At 60.1% G+C, this 17,354-nt stretch carries 12 protein-coding genes; 3 read left to right on the top strand and 9 right to left on the bottom strand.

Annotation, left to right across the window (positions count from 1 at the left end; all coding sequences use genetic code 11):
• Window positions 1–89: 89 nt before the first annotated feature.
• From DFO48_RS10710 to DFO48_RS10690, 5 genes are all read right to left on the bottom strand, one after another.
• Window positions 90–1,406 (bottom strand): ABC transporter substrate-binding protein, encoded by a 1,317-nt coding sequence (locus DFO48_RS10710; protein ID WP_114863354.1) that lies wholly within the window; start codon window positions 1,404–1,406, stop codon window positions 90–92.
• 182 nt (window positions 1,407–1,588) lie between these two features.
• A complete protein-coding gene (locus tag DFO48_RS10705) occupies window positions 1,589–2,653 on the bottom strand; it encodes a branched-chain amino acid ABC transporter permease (RefSeq protein ID WP_003068654.1) in 1,065 nt (354 codons plus the stop codon).
• Between the two features lie 17 nt (window positions 2,654–2,670).
• A complete protein-coding gene (locus DFO48_RS10700; RefSeq protein ID WP_034362866.1) occupies window positions 2,671–3,600 on the bottom strand; it encodes a branched-chain amino acid ABC transporter permease in 930 nt (309 codons plus the stop codon).
• A 10-nt stretch (window positions 3,601–3,610) separates the two neighbouring features.
• Window positions 3,611–4,396, bottom strand: a complete 786-nt coding sequence (locus DFO48_RS10695; RefSeq protein WP_003073630.1) for an ABC transporter ATP-binding protein — start codon at window positions 4,394–4,396, stop codon at window positions 3,611–3,613.
• Window positions 4,397–4,407: 11 nt separating this feature from the next.
• Window positions 4,408–6,345, bottom strand: a complete 1,938-nt coding sequence (locus DFO48_RS10690; RefSeq protein ID WP_114863353.1) for a long-chain fatty acid--CoA ligase — start codon at window positions 6,343–6,345, stop codon at window positions 4,408–4,410.
• 226 nt (window positions 6,346–6,571) lie between these two features.
• Between DFO48_RS10690 and DFO48_RS10685 the strand changes: the two genes are divergently transcribed.
• A complete protein-coding gene (locus DFO48_RS10685) occupies window positions 6,572–7,303 on the top strand; it encodes a Crp/Fnr family transcriptional regulator (protein ID WP_003068662.1) in 732 nt (243 codons plus the stop codon).
• A gap of 84 nt (window positions 7,304–7,387) precedes the next feature.
• Complete coding sequence (locus tag DFO48_RS25620; protein WP_233506371.1) at window positions 7,388–9,352, top strand: pseudouridine synthase; 1,965 nt, start codon at window positions 7,388–7,390, stop codon at window positions 9,350–9,352.
• Window positions 9,353–9,558: 206 nt separating this feature from the next.
• Here the strand turns inward: DFO48_RS25620 and DFO48_RS10670 are convergent, their stop codons facing one another.
• From DFO48_RS10670 to DFO48_RS10655, 4 genes are all read right to left on the bottom strand, one after another.
• Window positions 9,559–10,662, bottom strand: a complete 1,104-nt coding sequence (locus DFO48_RS10670; RefSeq protein WP_003073619.1) for a spore coat U domain-containing protein — start codon at window positions 10,660–10,662, stop codon at window positions 9,559–9,561.
• A 10-nt stretch (window positions 10,663–10,672) separates the two neighbouring features.
• Window positions 10,673–13,117: a fimbria/pilus outer membrane usher protein gene (locus DFO48_RS10665; RefSeq protein WP_114863351.1), complete on the bottom strand. Its 2,445-nt coding sequence runs from the start codon at window positions 13,115–13,117 to the stop codon at window positions 10,673–10,675.
• A 22-nt stretch (window positions 13,118–13,139) separates the two neighbouring features.
• On the bottom strand, window positions 13,140–13,919 hold the full coding sequence (locus DFO48_RS10660; RefSeq protein ID WP_114863350.1) for a molecular chaperone: 780 nt from the start codon (window positions 13,917–13,919) through the stop codon (window positions 13,140–13,142).
• Between the two features lie 266 nt (window positions 13,920–14,185).
• Window positions 14,186–14,710, bottom strand: a complete 525-nt coding sequence (locus DFO48_RS10655) for a spore coat protein U domain-containing protein (RefSeq protein ID WP_114863349.1) — start codon at window positions 14,708–14,710, stop codon at window positions 14,186–14,188.
• A 665-nt stretch (window positions 14,711–15,375) separates the two neighbouring features.
• Between DFO48_RS10655 and htpG the strand changes: the two genes are divergently transcribed.
• Window positions 15,376–17,325 (top strand): molecular chaperone HtpG, encoded by a 1,950-nt coding sequence (gene htpG, locus DFO48_RS10650; protein ID WP_114863348.1) that lies wholly within the window; start codon window positions 15,376–15,378, stop codon window positions 17,323–17,325.
• The last annotated feature ends 29 nt before the right edge of the window (window positions 17,326–17,354 follow it).

Here is a 17,354-nt window from a genome sequence, read left to right as displayed (position 1 = left end):
CAAGGGCCGATGCCGGCCGCTTGCCCCGCAGCGGGGATGTAGCCCCCCTCAGGCGCTTGGCGCCGGAGAGGGGGAAGGCGCGAAGCGCCTCAGGGGGTGCAGGTCCTTACCTTGACGTTCTTTTCCTTGGCGTACTTGTCCGCAAATTCCTTGTAGAGCGGATCGACCATGGACTTGTCGGCCTGGTACCAGTCGGAGCTCACCTTGAACTTGCTGCCGTCCCAGGTCGCAATGCGCGCCCAGTCGGCGCCCAGATGGTTTTCGCAGCTGGTCTTGAAGGGGCGGATGATCTTGCCGAAGCCCAGTTCATTGAGGCGCTCCTGCGTCAGGTTCAGGTTCTCGAGGCCCCAGCGGACTTGCTCGGGCGTCATGGCCTTGCCCTTGCCGTATTTGTCCTGCGCGGTGCGGATGGCCTCGACCTGCAGCATAGAGATCACCATGCCGCGGGTATGTGCCAGTTGGCCCAGCTCCTTGGCGTCCTTGGCCGTGCCCTGGCCCTTGTCGTAGAGCATGGACTTGATATCCGCATGCACCTTGTCGCTTTCGGCCGTGTTGTGAATGGTCACGGTGTTGTAGCCCTTGGCTCCGGCGCCTATGTCTCGCACGTCATGGTCGGAGCCGCCCCACCACACGGCGTACATCTTCTCGCGTGGGTAGCCCGTGGCCTGTGCCTCACGCACGGCCGTGGGCGTCATCACGCCGGCCGACCACAGCAGCACATAGTCGGGGCGGCTCTGGCGGATCTGCAGCCAAGTGGATTTTTGCTCCACGCCGGGGGCGGTCACGGGCAGCTTGATCAGCTCAAAGCCATCCTTGGCGGCGCGCTTTTCCAGCAGCGGGATAGGTTCCTTGCCATAAGGCGAGTCGTGATAGACCAGTGCGATCTTCTTGCCCTTGAGGTTGCCTTTTTCCTTCTTCAGAATGTCCTGCACGATGGAGTCGGCGGCTGTCCAGTAGTTGCCCAGCAGCGGGAAGTTCCACTCGAAGACCTTGCCGTCCACGGACTGGGACAGGCCATAGCCTGGAGTGACCACCGGCACCTTGTCGCCAGGGGCCTTGTCAGTCACGGCAAAGGTGATGCCGGTGGACTGGGTGTCGAAGCCGGAGGCGCCGCCGTCCTTGTTCTTGAGGCGCTCGTAGCATTCCACGCCCTTGGCCGTGTCATAGGCGGTTTCGCATTCTTCGAACTTGATCTTCACACCGTTGACGCCACCCTTGGCATTGACCAGCTTGAGGTAATCCTGCTTGCCGTCCGCCCATGGAATACCCAAGGGCGCGAACTGGCCCGTTCGATACACCAGCAGAGGCACGAACTGCTCCTGGGCCTGAGCCGCAGGCGAGGCCATCAAGGCTCCCATGCCTGCAGCAACAGCAGCGGCAGCAATCGCAACTTTCTTGAACATCATCGACTGTCTCCTTGGGTTGTATGGGACGCTGTCCCGGTTGCAGGCACTCTGCGGTGTCTTGAAGAAAAGAATACTGAGGTAGCTCAACGGTCCATGAACCTGCATGACTCGCTGCGCGGCATTGAGCCAGGGGGCCGTGCACACGGAGGAAGGCTTGCAGCGTTTCAGCAGATGCTTCATGCTCAATGCGGGAACGGCCAGACGCGCAGCTTCTGACGGGCCGTGGCCCAGAGCTTGGCCAATCCGTGGGGTTCCACAATCAGGAAGAACACGATGAGCGCACCAAAAATCATGTGCTCGAGATAGGTTGCCGTTGCCGTGGATAGCGGCAGGCCCAGCCAGTGAGGCACCTGGTTGAGCAGCAGCGGCAGCAGCACGAAGAAGGCGGCGCCGAAGATGCTGCCCACGACCGAGCCCAGGCCGCCGATGATGATCATGAACAGCAGCTGCAGCGAACGATCCAGACTGAAGGCTGCAGGTTCCCAGGCCCCCAGGTGGACAAAGCCCCAGAGTGCGCCGGCCACGCCGACGATAAAGCTGCTGACTGCAAAGGCCGACAGCTTGGCGTAGGTGGGGCGAATGCCGATCACTGCAGCGGCCACATCCATGTCGCGCATGGCCATCCATTCACGACCTACCGAGCTGCGCACCAGATTTTTGGCGGCCAGGCCGAGCAGACACAGAATCGCCAGGCACAGCAGGTACTTTTCCATGGGCGTGTCGATGGCCCAGCCCAGAATGGCCAGCGGCTTGGCGCTGACCGAGCCGGAAGAGGAGTTGTTCGTCACCCAGGCCGCGCGGGTCGCCAGCCAGTCGACAAAGAACTGGGCGGCCAGCGTGGCCACGGCCAGATACAGGCCGCGAATGCGCAGGCTGGGCAGACCGAACACCACGCCGAACGCCATTGCCACCACGCCGCCGCCCAGAAGTGCTACCAGCAAAGGCATGCCTTCAATGCGGGCCTGCAGGTTGTAGGCCGCATAGGCACCCACGGCCATGAAGGCGGCGGTACCCAGCGAAATCTGGCCGCAGTAGCCGACGAGAATATTGAGTCCCAGCGCTGCCAGCGACATGATGACAAAGGGAATCAGAATCGCCTGAAAGGTGTAGTCGCTGGCAATGAAGGGAATGGCAAGGAAGGCAAAGGCCAGCACCAGCAGGATGACCCAGCGGTCCTGGGCGACGCCAAAGATCTGCTGGTCTGCTGCGTAGCTGGTCTTGAACTGGCCGTTTTCACGATAAAACATTTTCTTGTTCTCCCCGTTCAGACGCGGTCAATGATCTTGTCGCCGAACAGACCTTGTGGCCGAACCAGCAAAAAGCAAAGGGCCAGACCATAGGCAAACCAGGTCTCGATGCCGCCTCCCACCATGGGGCCGATATAGACCTCGGAGAGCTTCTCTCCCACGCCGATGATCAGGCCGCCGATGATTGCGCCGGGCAGCGAGGTCAGGCCGCCCAGAATCACCACAGGCAGTGCCTTCAGGGCCACCAGCGACAGCGAATACTGAACGCCCAGCTTGCTGCCCCAGATGATGCCGACGACCAAAGCCACGCCGCCGGCCACCGACCAGACGATGACCCAGATGCGCGACAGCGGAATACCGATGGACTGAGCGGCCTGGTGATCGTCGGCCACGGCGCGCAGCGCGCGTCCGGTCTTGGTCTTCTGAAAGAAAAGGCTCAGGCAGATCACCAGGATGGCTGCAATGCAGGCCGCATACAGGTCTTCCAGGCTGATCATCACGCCGCCCTGAAACAGGCTGTCCATGATGAAGACCGGGTCCTTGGGCATGCCGACGTCAATCTTGTAGACCTCGCTGCCGAAGACCATGGGGCCGAGACCATCGAGCAAATAGGCAATGCCCAGCGTGGCCATCAGCAAGGTGATGGGCTCCTGATTGACCAGATGGCGCAGGGCCAGACGCTCGATCACCCAGGCCACGCCCACCATCAGCGCCAGAGTGACGACGATGGCCAGCAGATTGCCGACCAGTCCCGGCTCCAGGCCCAGCCAGCCGGGAATCCACTGCGAGAAGCGCGCCATGGCCAGGGCCGAAAACAGCACCATGGCGCCTTGCGCAAAGTTGAAGACGCCAGAGGCCTTGAAGATCAGCACAAAGCCGATGGCGATCAGTGCGTACAGCGTGCCCACCATGAGGCCGCCGAACAATGTCTCTAAGAAAAATCCCATGACTGCTCCTTCAGTGGCCTGCGCCCAGGTAGGCTCTGATCACGTCTTCGTTGTTGCGTACTTCATCGGGAGCGCCGTCGCCGATCTTCTTGCCATAGTCCAGCACCACGACACGGTCCGAAATGTCCATGACCACGCCCATATCGTGTTCGATGAGCACGATGGTGGTGCCGAACTCTTCGTTCACGTCAAGGATGAAGCGGCACATGTCCTGCTTCTCTTCCACGTTCATGCCGGCCATGGGTTCGTCCAGCAGCAGCACCTGCGGCTCCATGGCCAGCGCACGGCCCAGGTCCACGCGCTTTTGCAGGCCGTAGGGAAGCTGGCCCACGGGAGTCTTGCGATAGGCCTGGATTTCGAGAAAGTCGATGATGTGCTCGACGAACTCGCGGTGCTGCATTTCCTCGCGCTGCGCAGGGCCGATACGCAGGGCCTGCATGAGGATGTTGCTCCTGATCTTGAGGTTGCGGCCGGTCATGATGTTGTCGATCACGCTCATGCCCTTGAACAGTGCCAGGTTCTGGAAGGTGCGTGCGACACCCATCTCGGCCACCTGGCGGCTGTTCATATGACTGAAGGTCTGGCCGCGAAAGGTGATGGAGCCTTCGGACGGCGTGTAGACGCCGTTGATGCAGTTGAGCATGGAGCTCTTGCCGGCACCGTTGGGGCCGATGATGGAGCGGATTTCGTGCTCTTTGACATTGAACGAGATATCGGTCAAGGCCTTGACGCCGCCGAAACGCAGGCTGATGTTCTTGATGTCCAGGATCACGTCGCCGCTGGTTCTTGTATTCATGAAAATTCCTCTCAGGCGGCAGCCTTGGCCGAAGCCGGGTGGAGCTTGGCGTCGACAATGGTCAGCGTGGCGCTGACGCTGCCCGTGCGGCCGTCCTCGAACTTCACCAGGGTCTCGATGAACTGCTGCTGCTTGCCGGTGTAGAGTGCCTCCACCAGCACGCCGTACTTGTCGGCGATGAAGTTGCGACGCACCTTGCGGGTGCGGGTCAGCTCGTCGTCATCGGGGTCTAGCTCCTTGTGCAGCACCAGAAAGCGCGCCACCTGGGTGTCGGCCATGCCGGGCTCGCTGGCCAGGTCGGCGTTGACCTTGTCTATGCAGTCGGCCACCAGCTCCAACACCTTGGCCTTGCTGGCCAGGTCCACATAGCCGCCGTAGGGCAGACCCTGGCGCTCGGCCCAGTTGCCCACGGCCTCGTAGTCGATGTTGATGAAGGCGCAGACCTCGTCCTTGCCATGACCGAAGCACACGGCTTCCTTGATATGCGGGAAGAACTTGAGCTTGTTCTCTATGTAGTTGGGTGCGAACATGGCGCCGCGGCTGGTCTTGCCCACATCCTTGGCACGGTCGATGATGCGCAGCTGGCCGTTGGCATCGATCACGCCGGCATCGCCGGTATGGAAATAGCCGCTGGCGTCGATCACCTCGGCCGTGGCATCGGGGCGTTTGTAGTATTCCTTGAGCACGGACACGCCCTTGACCAGCACCTCGCCGTTGTCGGCAATCTTGAGCTCGATGCCCGGAGCCGCCTGGCCCACGCTGGAGAGCTCCACCTGGCGGTCGCGCTGCAGGCAGACATAGGCACAGGTTTCGGTTTGGCCGTAGAGCTGCTTGAGGTTGATACCGATGGAGCGGAAGAAGCGAAACAGCTCGGGGCCGATGGCGGCACCCGCCGTATAGGCCACGCGAATGCGCGACAGGCCCAGTGCATTGCGCAGCGGCCCGTAGATGAACAAGCTGCCCAATCGGTATTTGAGGCGATCCACGGCACCGACGTTCTTGCCGTCCAGAATGTCCGAACCGACGCGACGAGCCACCTCCATGGCCTTGGCATACATCCACTGCTTGATTGGCGACGCATCTTCCATGCGGATGGAGACCGAAGTCAGCATGCCCTCGAATATGCGTGGCGGAGCAAAGTAGTAGCTGGGACCGATTTCGCGCAGGTCGATGGCGATGGTCGAGGCGGATTCCGGGCAGTTGATGGTGAAGCCCGCTACCAGCCATTGCGCAAACGAGAACAGATGGTCTCCCACCCAGGCCGGCGGCAGATAGCAGATCACATTGTCCGAAGCATTCAGGCCATCGGTCTGCACGCCGCCGCGGGCCGATTCGCCAAAGCTGGCATGGGTCTGGCACACCCCCTTGGGCTTGCCCGTGGTACCCGAGGTATAGAGGATGACCGAGACATCGTCGGGCGAGATGGCCTGGACCATGGCCTCATAGGCTCCTGCGTGCTGTGCATCCCATTCCTTGCCCTTGGCCAGCAGCTCCTCGGTGCTGACGAGGCCGGGTTGATCATATTTGCGCAGGCCGCGCGGATCGTCATAGATGATGTGACGAATTCCGGGAACGCTCTCGCGAACTTCCAGCAGCTTGTCCACCTGTTCCTGGTTCTCGGCGAAGGCAAACGCGATCTCCGCGTCCTCCATCACAAAGCGCATCTCGGCGGCCACGGCATCCTGGTACAGCGGAATAGGCACTGCGCCACAGGCCTGAACGGCCAGAAAGCCCATGTAGACATGGGGCCGGTTATCGCTGATGAACGCCAGGTTCTGGCCGCTTTCAAGCCCCAGCGCGCGCAGGCCGCAGGCCATGTGGCGTACGGTCTGCGCAGCTTCGCGCCAGCTCCAGGTCTGCCAGATGCCATACTCTTTCTCGCGCAGGGCGGGCGCATCGGGGCGTTCTGTCGCGTGCTTGAGCAGCAGTTGCGGGAACGTGGTTGTCATGCCTGATCCTCTTGGTTGGGGTTGGAGCCGCCGTGGCTACCCTTCACGAAAGTCTTGCAGACATGCTATGAGTGACTTTGACGTCAGGATGTCTGTTTGACGACAATTTGAGGGAAAGCCTGCATAGTGAAAATCCGCTGTAACAAATGCTGCTGAAAATGGCGCATTTGCTGCCTCGTGGAAATCCCGCTGTTGCGCCAGCGCGGCTTTGGCAATGCTTCTGGGCATGAGTCAAGAACTGTCCCTGCATCAAAGGCGGCGCAAGCCTTTGAGCTCAGAACTCGATGGCATTCCCTGGTGGCCCGTTCTGTTGCCCATAGAGCGTGAAAACGTGGCACGCGTGCTGCTCGTTGGCGATGCCGAGCCGGGTGACTATGTCTGTCGCACCGGTCGCCCGCCTACCTACTGGTTTGGCGTGGTCGACGGTCTGCTCAAGATGAACACCGAAAGCGCCGACGGCGTCAGCATGACGCTGGCCGGGCTGCCGCCCGGCGGCTGGTTTGGCGAGGGAACGGTCATCAAGCGCGAGCCCTATCGCTACAACGTCCAGGCTATCCGCAAGACCGTTGTGGGCGGCCTGCCCATAGACATGTTCCACTGGCTGCTTGATCACTCCATAGGCTTCAATCGTTTTGTAATGAACCAGCTCAACGAGCGGCTGGGCCAGTTCATCGCAGCGCGCGAGATCGACCGCATGAGCAATCCCGATCTGCGCGTGGCGCGCACCCTTGCCGCCTTGTTCAACCCCTTGCTCTACCCTGGCGTGGGGCAGATTCTGCGTATCACCCAGCAGGAACTGGCCAATCTGGTCGGCCTGTCGCGCCAGCGTGTGAACGAGGCCTTGTCGGTGCTGCAGCGCGAGCGCGTGATACAGATCGAGTATGGCGGCCTGCGCGTACTGGACCTGGAGGCACTGCGGCATGGAGAGTTCTGCGCGTCGCGCAAGGCGCTTGCCTGAGGGACGTCCTATAACCTAGCTCCGCGCTGGAATTGTGGATAACTCTCGCCTCGCGCCCGCGCGTCGCGAGACAATTACGCCCAAATGTCAGTCAAACCTCCTAAAGAGTCCGGCGCCCCTGGTGCTGGCAAATCCTCCGCGCCCTCGGATTCCTCGTCGGCGCGCCCTGTTTTGCGTGCACCGGCCAAGCCAGCCAAGGCCGAAAAGCCTGCGGCAGCCCGTGGCCCCCGGCCCGCAGGCGGCTCCGATCGCGGCCCGCGCAGCGAAGGCCCGCGTGGCGAGCGTGGCGCACGCCCTCAGCGCGAGCGCGACGAGCGCCCTCGCGCTTCCGGCTTTGGTCGCCCAGACGGCGGTCGTCCTGCTCGTGACGATGGCGAACGCCGCGGCGGCTTCTCGCAGCGCGACGAGCGCCGTCCCCGCGCTGATCGCGATGACCGCTTTGCCGAAGGCGGCGAGCGCCGCTTTGGCGGCGGTGACCGCGGTTTCCGCCCCTATGGCGAGTCGCGTGATGGTGATCGCGGTGGCGAGCGCCGCGAGTTTCGTCCCCGTGACGACCGCCGTGATGACCGTCCGCAAGGCGGCCGTGACTTTGGTGACCGTCCACGTTCGTCCGGTTTTGGCCGCCCCGACCAGGGCCGCTTTGAGCGCTCCGAAGGCGCAGAGCGTCGCGAATTCCGTCCTCGTGACGACCGCCGTGATGACCGTCCGCAAGGCGGCCGTGACTTTGGCGAGCGTCCACGTTCGTCCGGTTTTGGCCGTCCTGACCAGGGTCGCTTTGAGCGTTCCGAAGGCGGCGAGCGCCGTGAATTCCGTCCTCGTGACGGCGAACGTCGTGGCGGTGATCGCTTTGAAGGCCGCCGCGATGAGCGTCCTCAAGGTCGTGAATTTGGTGACCGTCCGCAAAACCGTGGTTTTGGTCGCCCAGACCGCTCCGAAGGTGGCGAACGCCGCGAATACCAGTCCCGTGATGCCGAGCGCCGTGGTAGTGATCGCCCGCAAGGCCGTGACTTTGGGGACCGTCCGCAGAACCGTGGTTACGGTGACCGTCCCGAAGGCCGCTCCTTTGATCGTGACGACCGCCGCAATGACGAGCGCCGTGGTGAACGCCGCGAAAGCCGCCGCGACGAGCGTGGTGGCGAGCCTGAAAAGCGTCATATCCCCGGCTCGTTTGTGTCGGAGGCCACACGCCGCCCGACGACCGGAATCCGCACCTACCGTCCCGCTGCCGATGGCTCGGACCGTGCAATTCCCGTCAAGCGCGCACCCGAAGCCGAAGCGCGCCAGGACGATCGTCCCGGTGCCGTGCGCATCAACAAGCGCATTGCCGACATGGGCCTGTGCTCGCGTCGCGAAGCCGACGAGTGGGTTGAAAACGGCTGGGTCACGGTCAACGGCGAAGTCGCAACCATGGGCCAGAACGTGGTGCCCGGCGACAGGATCGAGATCGACCAGAAGGCTCAGGAACGCCAGGACCAGCAGGTCACCATCCTGCTGAACAAGCCCATGGGCTATGTCAGCGGTCAGGCCGAGGACGGCCATGAGCCCGCCGTGGTGCTGATCACCAACGAGAACCGCTGGAATGAAGACCGCAGCAAGACGCGCTTCAACTTCAGCCAGCTCAAGGGCCTGGCTCCCTGCGGTCGTCTGGATATCGACTCCGTGGGCCTGCTGGTGCTGACCCAGGACGGCCGCGTGGCGCGCCAGATCATTGGCGAGGACTCGGAAGTCGACAAGGAATATCTGGTGCGCGTGACCTTCGGCGACCGCGACGTGGATGTGCAGTCCGTCTTCCCCGAGGAAAAGCTGGCCCTGCTGCGCCATGGCCTGTCGCTGGACGAGCAGCCGCTCAAGCCGGCCCAGGTGGACTGGCAGAACCCCGAGCAGCTGCGCTTTGTGCTGACCGAAGGCAAGAAGCGTCAGATTCGCCGCATGTGCGAGCAGGTCGGCCTCAAGGTCGTGGGCCTCAAGCGCATCCGCATCGGAGGGGTGACCCTGGGCAATCTGCCCACCGGCCAATGGCGCTATCTGGCTGCGCATGAGAGCTTTTGATACCCCCTGAGCGGCTCCGCCGCTTCCCCCCAAGGGGGGCGGTCAGCTTCGCCGCAAGGCGGCTTTTGTTCGCAGCCCCTCAGAAAAGGGTGACGTTATTTTTAGTGAAAATGGCCTCTACCCCTTTGCTGGAAAGCGCAAGTAGCTATTCTTTTTGAATAAGCGCTTGCGCTTTTTTCATGGCGACATGAAAAGGGACCTGGCTCTCAATACAAGACGTTGACAATCACGTTGTCGGTGTATGAGCCGGGCCTGACATTGCCGTTGCTGATGCGCCCGTATATGTTGATGGGACTTGCGGCGTACGAGCCCGTACCGGTGCCACCGAAGGTATTGCTGTTGCTGACATTGCCCCAAGGCAGGCTGCGTCCGGCATCGCGATATAGCCCGTAGCTGACATAGGTGTCCGGGTTATTGCTTGCCGTGCCGGCATTGCGCAGTGTGCCTTTGCCATCGGTGGGAGTCGGTGTTCCGCTGGGTTCCAGTGCGATGTTGTAGGGCGTGGTGCTGGTGCAGCGGGCATTCAGGCTGCTGCTGGTGTCAAAGGGGCCTGTTGTCAGCGGATTAATATTGCCAAAATCCATATTGCTGGCGCTGCTGATCTGGATTTGGCAGGCTTTTTGCACCGTTGCCGTGACACTGAATGACAAGGTGGCCTGGCTCAGCACGACGTTGGCACTGCTGGTGGATTGGCCTAGGCAGGTCACCGTGTTGCTGCTGCCCGTGCGGACAATGATGCTGGCCTGGGTTGTGCTGAAATCGCTGCGGTAGGCCCCGGGAATGGTGGTGCTCTGGCCGGAACCGATGTTTGCCGTAAACGGTATGGTGGCTGATTGGTAGTTGTATGAACCAAAGACGCCATTGACCAGCCAGGCTGACGGGAGTTGCAGCACGATCTGAGGGGGCGACGAGCCCGCCAGGTTGTAGGAGCCCCAGACTGCGCCATCGCTGCGGTAGATCTGGTACTGCAGCGGCGTCAGGCTTCCTGTCGTGCTCATGTTGCGTGCAGCGGCCGTTCCACCTGCACTGCCGTCACCAAAATTGATGCAAATGGCCGCATAGATGGAGGTGATTCCTAAGAGGCTAATAGTGGTGTTGTAGCACTGAAAGGAAAGCTGTCCGCTGGTGCTGGCTGGCGCATCAAATGGCGTAAAGCTGCCGAAATTCACATTCGGCATGCTGAAGGTATTGCACACCACGTTCTGCGCCTTGGCGGTTGTTGGCACAAGCAGCCAGACCATGGAGACGGCCAGAAGGCTGAGAAGCATGCGAACGGTGGTCTGTTTCAGCAGAGAGATAAGGAATTCCATGGCGCAACCTTTATCGACAGGTGATCGGGCCTATCACGGGAATTTCATTCACGGACTCAGCGGTATCAGGCCAGCGGGCATGGGCAGTGCATTGACCTCCATCGGGCAGGTTGACCGTGATACGGTTGTCGGCAGCCAGTTGCTCGAAGTACACCATGCCGTCATAGCCGACGATGCTGCTGATCGTCGCTGCGTCCCTGCTGTGATCTTGCACGACAGCACGGCTGCCGGTGGCAACGGGCTGACCCGAAGCATCGTGCAGCACGATGCTGGCTGAGCGAATGCGCTGCAGATCGAACTTGACCAGTGTTCCCGCCCTATCTGTCGGGACGATGTTGAGCTCGGGCTGGGGCACTTTGAATTGTGCGGGAAGCTGCATGGGGTCAATGGAAATCCTGTTGTTGCGATAAGCCCCGAGTTGCGTGACCAGCAGCAAGCCTTGCTCGCTGGTCTGCCCTGCAGAATTGTTTTCCCGCTTGATGGGGATGTTTGCAAGTCCATTGGTGCTGACGAGGGCAAAGCCGTCGTAGATACGACGACTGGCCAGCAGATGCCCGTCCATCAGCACGAGCGATCCAGACGCTCCTGCGGAGGCGCTGCTGATGCCTCGGTTGCTGGCGATGGATGCGTTGGCTTCGAAATGCTGGGCCAGATAATCGGCTCGTGCCTGGCCAGAATTGCCATCGCCGTGCTGGGCGGCAACACTCCAGCCCCAGCCGCCATCGTTGGGGCGGGATTGGCTGGCGTAGGCACTCAACAGGCTCTGCTGGTTCTGGCGGCTGGCCGTGGCACCCAGGTTGAGCCTGCCATCGAGAAACCAGCTCAAGGCCAGTTGCACATTGCTCTGGCGGCTATCGTCCAGATCATGATTGACACTGAGGCTGAGGGCGCCTTGGCCTCCCAGGTTACGGCTCCACCCTGCAGTGGCATAGCGCTGTGTCTTGTTGCCATAGCTGGACAGGTACAGCAGGCCGATATTGAACGCTCCCAGTTTTTTATCGTTGTACCCCAGCATGGCGCGCCCGGATGCCTTGGGTCGAACCACGTCATACAAGGATGCCGCATCACGGAAGCTGCGGTTGGCGCGCATGCCTTGCAGTGCGGTGAAAAACGATTGGTTGTTCCAGGTGTGCCCCAGTTGGACCAGCGCTCCAGCCTCGCCATCCTTACGGCTGATGGCGCTGGCTGCAGAAAGCACGCCAAAGGCCCCGGCCTGCCAATGCGCACCAGCACCAAGGTTCAGCAAGCCCGAGGTGGCCTCTGCATGCGTGAGTACGGTCAATTGGTTGCTTACACCCCTGCTCCAGGAGCCGCTGACGACCGGGACGCGGCCATAGCTGAAAGACTCGTAGCCGTAGTTCTTGCGCACCCAGCCAGCCTCTACAGACCAATCGCTCAAACCCTCGGCCAGCAATTGCGTGCTGCCGTAGAGGCTGTATTGCAAAGTGGTGTTGCGGCCCAAGGCATCGGTCAGAACAACCTGTGCATTTCCCATTCCTGAGATGCCCACCGGCGTGTTCAAAGTGAAGGGGCCCGCATTCACCGTGCCCTGGTATTGCTTGATCCCGTTGATGTACAGCGCAATATCGGATGGCAATGCGCTGGTGCCCATCAGCGCCGGCATGGGTGATGTGATGCGATAAGGCTGCAGTGAAAAATTGCGTGAAATCTGGATGCCGCCGATGCGCGTGGCGCGTGACCAGGGCTGCATGCTGGTCAGCGTGTCGCCGAGGCGAAAGGTCAGCATCTGGTTGGGAAAGGACTGGCTGTAGGTCGTATCCAGTCGTACCTGGCGAAATTGATCATGGCTCGTTCCCAGCTGGCTGGTGCTCGAAAATTGGGACAGCATGGTCGTCGCGAGCACCTTGTCCGCCATGAAGGCTCGCCACTCGGTAATCGCACTCAGCGCGCGCGATCCCTTGCTATCAAAGCCATAGGCATCGTAGTTCAGCAGCAGGCCGTGAGAGCTGTGGGATGGCTGGCCTCGGACGCCGTTGGCGGTAAGCTGGGCGCTGGCCCATTGCAGCCGCGTGAAGGGAATGTTCAGCGTCAAACTCTGCATCGCCATATTGAGCTGAATTTGCAGCTCCTCGATGGCATCCAGTTCAATCCATGGATTGGTTGGGGCGGAGGTCTGCGCTGCAGGCGAGGGTAGGGATTCGTTTCTCAGGCCCAGTACGGCAAGTGTGTCCCGGCGCATGGATAAGCGCTTGCCTCGCAGCAAGGCCGGTTGCAGGCCGAAGTCCCGGGTGTTGAGCTGCACGGAGAGCATCAGCTCGATGCCTTCCTCTCTGGAGGCAAGAGAGGCCCGAGGCGCAAGCGGTGCAAGATCCGACAGGCGAAAGGGTTGATTGCTGCCCGGGGCTGGATCGCTCTGTGTCTGGGCCCAGCCACAGGATGTGCCCAGCAAACTCGCTGTGCCAAGGATGAGTGCAGCGTTTCTGCTAAATGCCATGGTGCTCGCGCATGGCACAAGATCACGGCTGAAGCTTGATCATCTGGGTGTCCGAGTTGATCTGTGCCTGAAAACCTTTGAGAGATTGCGCCCGGGGCGCCGCCGCGAGCTTCCATTGCCGGGTGCTTCCGGGGAGCACATAGCCGAGCATGCCGCTGATCAAAGGGCGTGTTTGTCCCTCCGTGGTGACTGCACTGAGATCTGCAAGCTGGGCGCGTACAGAGGCGTGGTTGGTGACACGCACGATCCACTGTCCTGTGGAGTCATCTTTATGGGAAGACCACTCAAGCTGTGAGCCGATATCTTTGATGGAGTCGTCTGTGGCGTCACCGATAAACACTGGGACGGAGTAGCGCATCAAGAAGTTCATACCAAAGGTTCGCCTGGAGGGGGTGGGTGTTGGCGGCCTCAGGGCTTCTGGCACTTCGGCCGGCAGCTCGTCAACGATGAGTCTGTAAGCCGTTTCCGTGCCAATGGCGGGTGCAGCGCCAGTGCGGATGATGCGCACAAGCTGCTTGCCTCCCGGCGGGATTTCCACCACCGGAGGGCTGATCGTGAGCTGAGCGGTGGAGGACATGAGATCTTCCCCGTCTGCTTGTGACCATTTGAAGACCCGAATCTGGGCCGTCAAAGGAGAAGAATTGGTGTTGCTCAGCCAGATGCCAGCGGCATTGTTGTTGATGGGCATCTGTATGGATGCGGGTGCCACCTGCAGTCCGCCCGCATATGCCAATGGCATGTGACAAAACACGCATGCCGCCAGCGAAGCGACGAAGCCCTGTTTTTGAGGCATGAAACGCATGGAGTCCCTCCGCAACTTCTCATTTTTTGATCACCGAACACGGCTCTTGGCGCGCTGCCGGTTTGCCTTGTGCGGGCTAGCGCCTCGTCACGCTCAACTTTTGGTTTTGTGATTCGTGTTGCAAGCGCTTTGTGAAAGCTGCTCACAAAGCTGTCAACCATGAAGCAACTGGAAAATGCAAAGCTTTGGTCAGTCCTGCGATAACCGGACTCTGCACGCATCATGCCAAGGCCTTTGCACTGCTTGGGGCCGTACGTCAGGCTTGATCAGTAGGTCACGGTCACCGTGACTATGTCAGCATAGTTGCCAGGCTCGACATTCCAGACCGTGCCTGCCACTGCTGCAGTTGCGACATAGGTTTGTACTGCGCCAGTGCCTGTCCCGGTGACGGTATTGCCTCCAGCACCCGTCTTGTTGCCCCAGGCGTTGCTTGACGGAGAATTGATTTGGTAGGCAATCCTTTGGTCAGCGGTGGGCGAGGCGGCTCCGACCTTGGTCATGGTCCCTGCGCCTGTGGTGTTGGCGTTAGAGGGTGTGAGGCCGATTTCGTAAGGCGTGCTCTTCGAGCACTGAACAGCAATCGACGTGGTTTTGCTCTGGGCTGTAGTGCTCGTGGTGTCTACAGTGTCAAAAACGATATCGGCCGGGTTGGTGGGCGTGACCGAGCAGGCTTTGAGCACCTGGACCTTGACATTGAACGAGCCGGTGACAGTTTGGGCAAAAGTGGCAGTGGTGGCTATGCCCAGCAGCATGGCTGCGATGCCTGACAGAACGGGGCGTTGACTACGCATAAAGACTCCTTCAAAGCGAAGAGGGACCTCTGCTGTGCCAACTCAGTGCGTCAAGACAAGATATGGAGAAGGTAGTTGAGAAAACTCATGGATCGCTTCATGGAAGATTTGAAAATCAAAATTCAATTCGAATATCTGAATCTCACCAAAAAACATTCATAAGAAGATCTACCTTTTATTTTTTAGCAAAGAGCTGGTGTTTCAAAATTCTCATAAGGATGAAATAGTTCGTCTTGTAGGAGAAAAGCCCGAGCAAATGTAGGAAATTGTAAATATGCTCTGAATTTGTATGGGTGAGAGGCAATTCTCGATCTTGCTTTTGATCAACGTTTCCTAGTGATTTGGTTTTTTGAAATCTTCTGTTGTCTAAAAATGAATCATGTATTCAAAAGTGATTTTGAAAATCAATATTGAATTCTTCATTTGAATGCGTTGATTGACTATTGGTTTATTTTTTGACGCGTTTGATAGGTTTTCGTCAATAGCACTCATGCAAGCAGAAGGAGCGTCGCAGACGCTTGAGGCTGTGACGGTCAGACCTCTATGCAACCCGATCGGGCAATGGATACCCGCAGACTGATGACGAGCTCTTGAATTTGCGCACTTCTGCACTACTTGTATAAACGACAGTTTTTGTGTTCAACGACATCCGTATCCCGAGAACGATGACAAAGCAAACCCATTCCTTCCAGGCCGAAGTGGCCCAGCTGCTGCACCTGGTCACGCATTCGCTGTATTCCAACCAGGAAATCTTCCTGCGCGAGCTGATCTCCAATGCTTCGGATGCTTGCGACAAGCTGCGCTTTGAAGCGCTGGGCGACGCCAGCCTCTACGGTGATCAGCCCGGGCTGGAAGTGCGCGTTTCCTTTGACAAGGCTGCCCGCACCCTGACCATCACCGATACAGGTATCGGCATGAGCGAGCAGGAAGCCATCGACAATCTGGGCACGATTGCCAAGAGCGGCACCAAGGCCTTCATGGAAAAGCTCAGCGGTGACCAGAAGGCCGACTCGCAACTGATCGGCCAGTTCGGCGTCGGCTTCTACTCCGGCTTTATCGTGGCCGACAAGATCACCGTGGAAACTCGCCGCGCCGGTGCGCCTGCTTCGGAAGGCGTGCGCTGGATCAGCGGCGGCACGGGCGATTTCGAGATCGAGCAGATCGAGCGCGCCGAGCGCGGCACCAGCATCATCCTGCACCTGCGTGACGATGCCGAGGAGTTTCTCAACGGCTACAAGCTCAAGCAGGTCATCTCCAAGTACTCCGACCACATCAGCCTGCCCATCCTGATGGAAAAGGAAGAGTGGAAGGAAGGCGAGAACGATCAGCCCGGCGAGATGGTCAAGACCGGCGAATGGGAGACCGTGAACAAGGCCAGCGCCCTGTGGACGCGCCCCAAGAAGGACATTACGGACGAGCAGTACAAGGAGTTCTACAAGGCCATCAGCCATGACTTCGAAGACCCGCTGACCTGGAGCCACAACCGCGTCGAAGGCAATACCGAGTACACGCAGCTGCTGTACATCCCCGCCAAGGCCCCGTTCGACCTGTATCAGCGTGACAAGCATGCCGGCATCAAGCTCTATGTGAAGCGCGTCTTCATCATGGACGATGCAGAGGCGCTGATGCCCCAGTACCTGCGCTTTGTGAAGGGCGTGATCGACTCTGCCGACCTGCCGCTGAACGTGAGCCGCGAGCTGCTGCAGGAAAGCCGCGATGTGCGCCTGATCCGCGACGGCTCGGCCAAGCGCGTGCTCTCGATGCTGGAAGACCTGGCACGGCATGACAAGCATGAAGCGGCAGCTGAGGCTGCGGATGGCGTGCAGGATGTCGTTAGCGAAGAGGACAAGGCCAAGGAAGGCAAGTTCACGCAGTTCTACAACGAGTTCGGCGCCGTGCTCAAGGAAGGTCTGGGAGAGGACTTCGGCAACAAGGAACGCATTGCCAAGCTGCTGCGTTTCGCCACCACCACGCATGAAGGCCTTAATACCTCGTTTGCCGACTACAAGGCACGCATGAAGGAAGGCCAGGACGCGATCTACTACATCACGGCTGACACCCTGGCTGCGGCCAAGAACAGCCCGCAGCTCGAAGTGTTCAAGAAGAAGGGCATCGAAGTCCTGCTGATGACCGATCGCGTGGACGAGTGGGCGCTCAACTATCTGCACGACTTTGACGGAACGCCGCTGCAGTCCGTGGCCAAGGGCGCCGTGGATCTGGGCAAGCTGCAGAACGAGGAAGAGAAGAAGGCCGCCGAGGAAGCCGCCGAAGCCTTCAAGCCCGTGCTGGCCAAGCTCAAGGAAGCCCTGAAGGACCGTGCCGAAGACGTGCGTGCCACCAGCCGTTTGGTCGACTCACCCGCTTGTCTGGTGGTCAGCGACGGTGGCATGAGCCTGCAACTGGCCCGCCTGCTCAAGCAGGCCGGCCAGGCAGCGCCCGAGTCCAAGCCGGTGCTGGAAGTGAACCCCGATCACGCCCTGGTCAAGAAGCTGGACGGCTCCGTCCACTTCAACGATCTGGCACAGATTCTGTTCGACCAGGCCGTGCTGGCCGAAGGCGGCATGCCCGAAGATCCGGCTGCTTATGTCAAGCGTGTGAACGCGCTGCTGGCCTGAGCGGTTCGGTTACCCCGATAAAAATCCCC

Origin of the sequence: Comamonas sp. AG1104 (genome assembly GCF_003350425.1) — a bacterium.
GTDB lineage: Bacteria > Pseudomonadota > Gammaproteobacteria > Burkholderiales > Burkholderiaceae_C > Comamonas > Comamonas testosteroni.
The sequence above is the reverse complement of the archived record's forward strand: the minus strand, read 5'-3'. Positions and strand labels throughout refer to the sequence as shown.

Bases quoted from the DNA above. Each gene is read 5' to 3' on its own strand.
- DFO48_RS10710 (WP_114863354.1), bottom strand. From the start codon at position 1,406: ATGATGTTCAAGAAAGTTGCGATTGCTGCCGCTGCTGTTGCTGCAGGC.
- DFO48_RS10705 (WP_003068654.1), bottom strand. From the start codon at position 2,653: ATGTTTTATCGTGAAAACGGCCAGTTCAAGACCAGCTACGCAGCAGAC.
- DFO48_RS10700 (WP_034362866.1), bottom strand. From the start codon at position 3,600: ATGGGATTTTTCTTAGAGACATTGTTCGGCGGCCTCATGGTGGGCACG.
- DFO48_RS10695 (WP_003073630.1), bottom strand. From the start codon at position 4,396: ATGAATACAAGAACCAGCGGCGACGTGATCCTGGACATCAAGAACATC.
- DFO48_RS10690 (WP_114863353.1), bottom strand. From the start codon at position 6,345: ATGACAACCACGTTCCCGCAACTGCTGCTCAAGCACGCGACAGAACGC.
- DFO48_RS10685 (WP_003068662.1), top strand. From the start codon at position 6,572: ATGAGTCAAGAACTGTCCCTGCATCAAAGGCGGCGCAAGCCTTTGAGC.
- DFO48_RS25620 (WP_233506371.1), top strand. From the start codon at position 7,388: ATGTCAGTCAAACCTCCTAAAGAGTCCGGCGCCCCTGGTGCTGGCAAA.
- DFO48_RS10670 (WP_003073619.1), bottom strand. From the start codon at position 10,662: ATGGAATTCCTTATCTCTCTGCTGAAACAGACCACCGTTCGCATGCTT.
- DFO48_RS10665 (WP_114863351.1), bottom strand. From the start codon at position 13,117: ATGGCATTTAGCAGAAACGCTGCACTCATCCTTGGCACAGCGAGTTTG.
- DFO48_RS10660 (WP_114863350.1), bottom strand. From the start codon at position 13,919: ATGCGTTTCATGCCTCAAAAACAGGGCTTCGTCGCTTCGCTGGCGGCA.
- DFO48_RS10655 (WP_114863349.1), bottom strand. From the start codon at position 14,710: ATGCGTAGTCAACGCCCCGTTCTGTCAGGCATCGCAGCCATGCTGCTG.
- htpG (WP_114863348.1), top strand. From the start codon at position 15,376: ATGACAAAGCAAACCCATTCCTTCCAGGCCGAAGTGGCCCAGCTGCTG.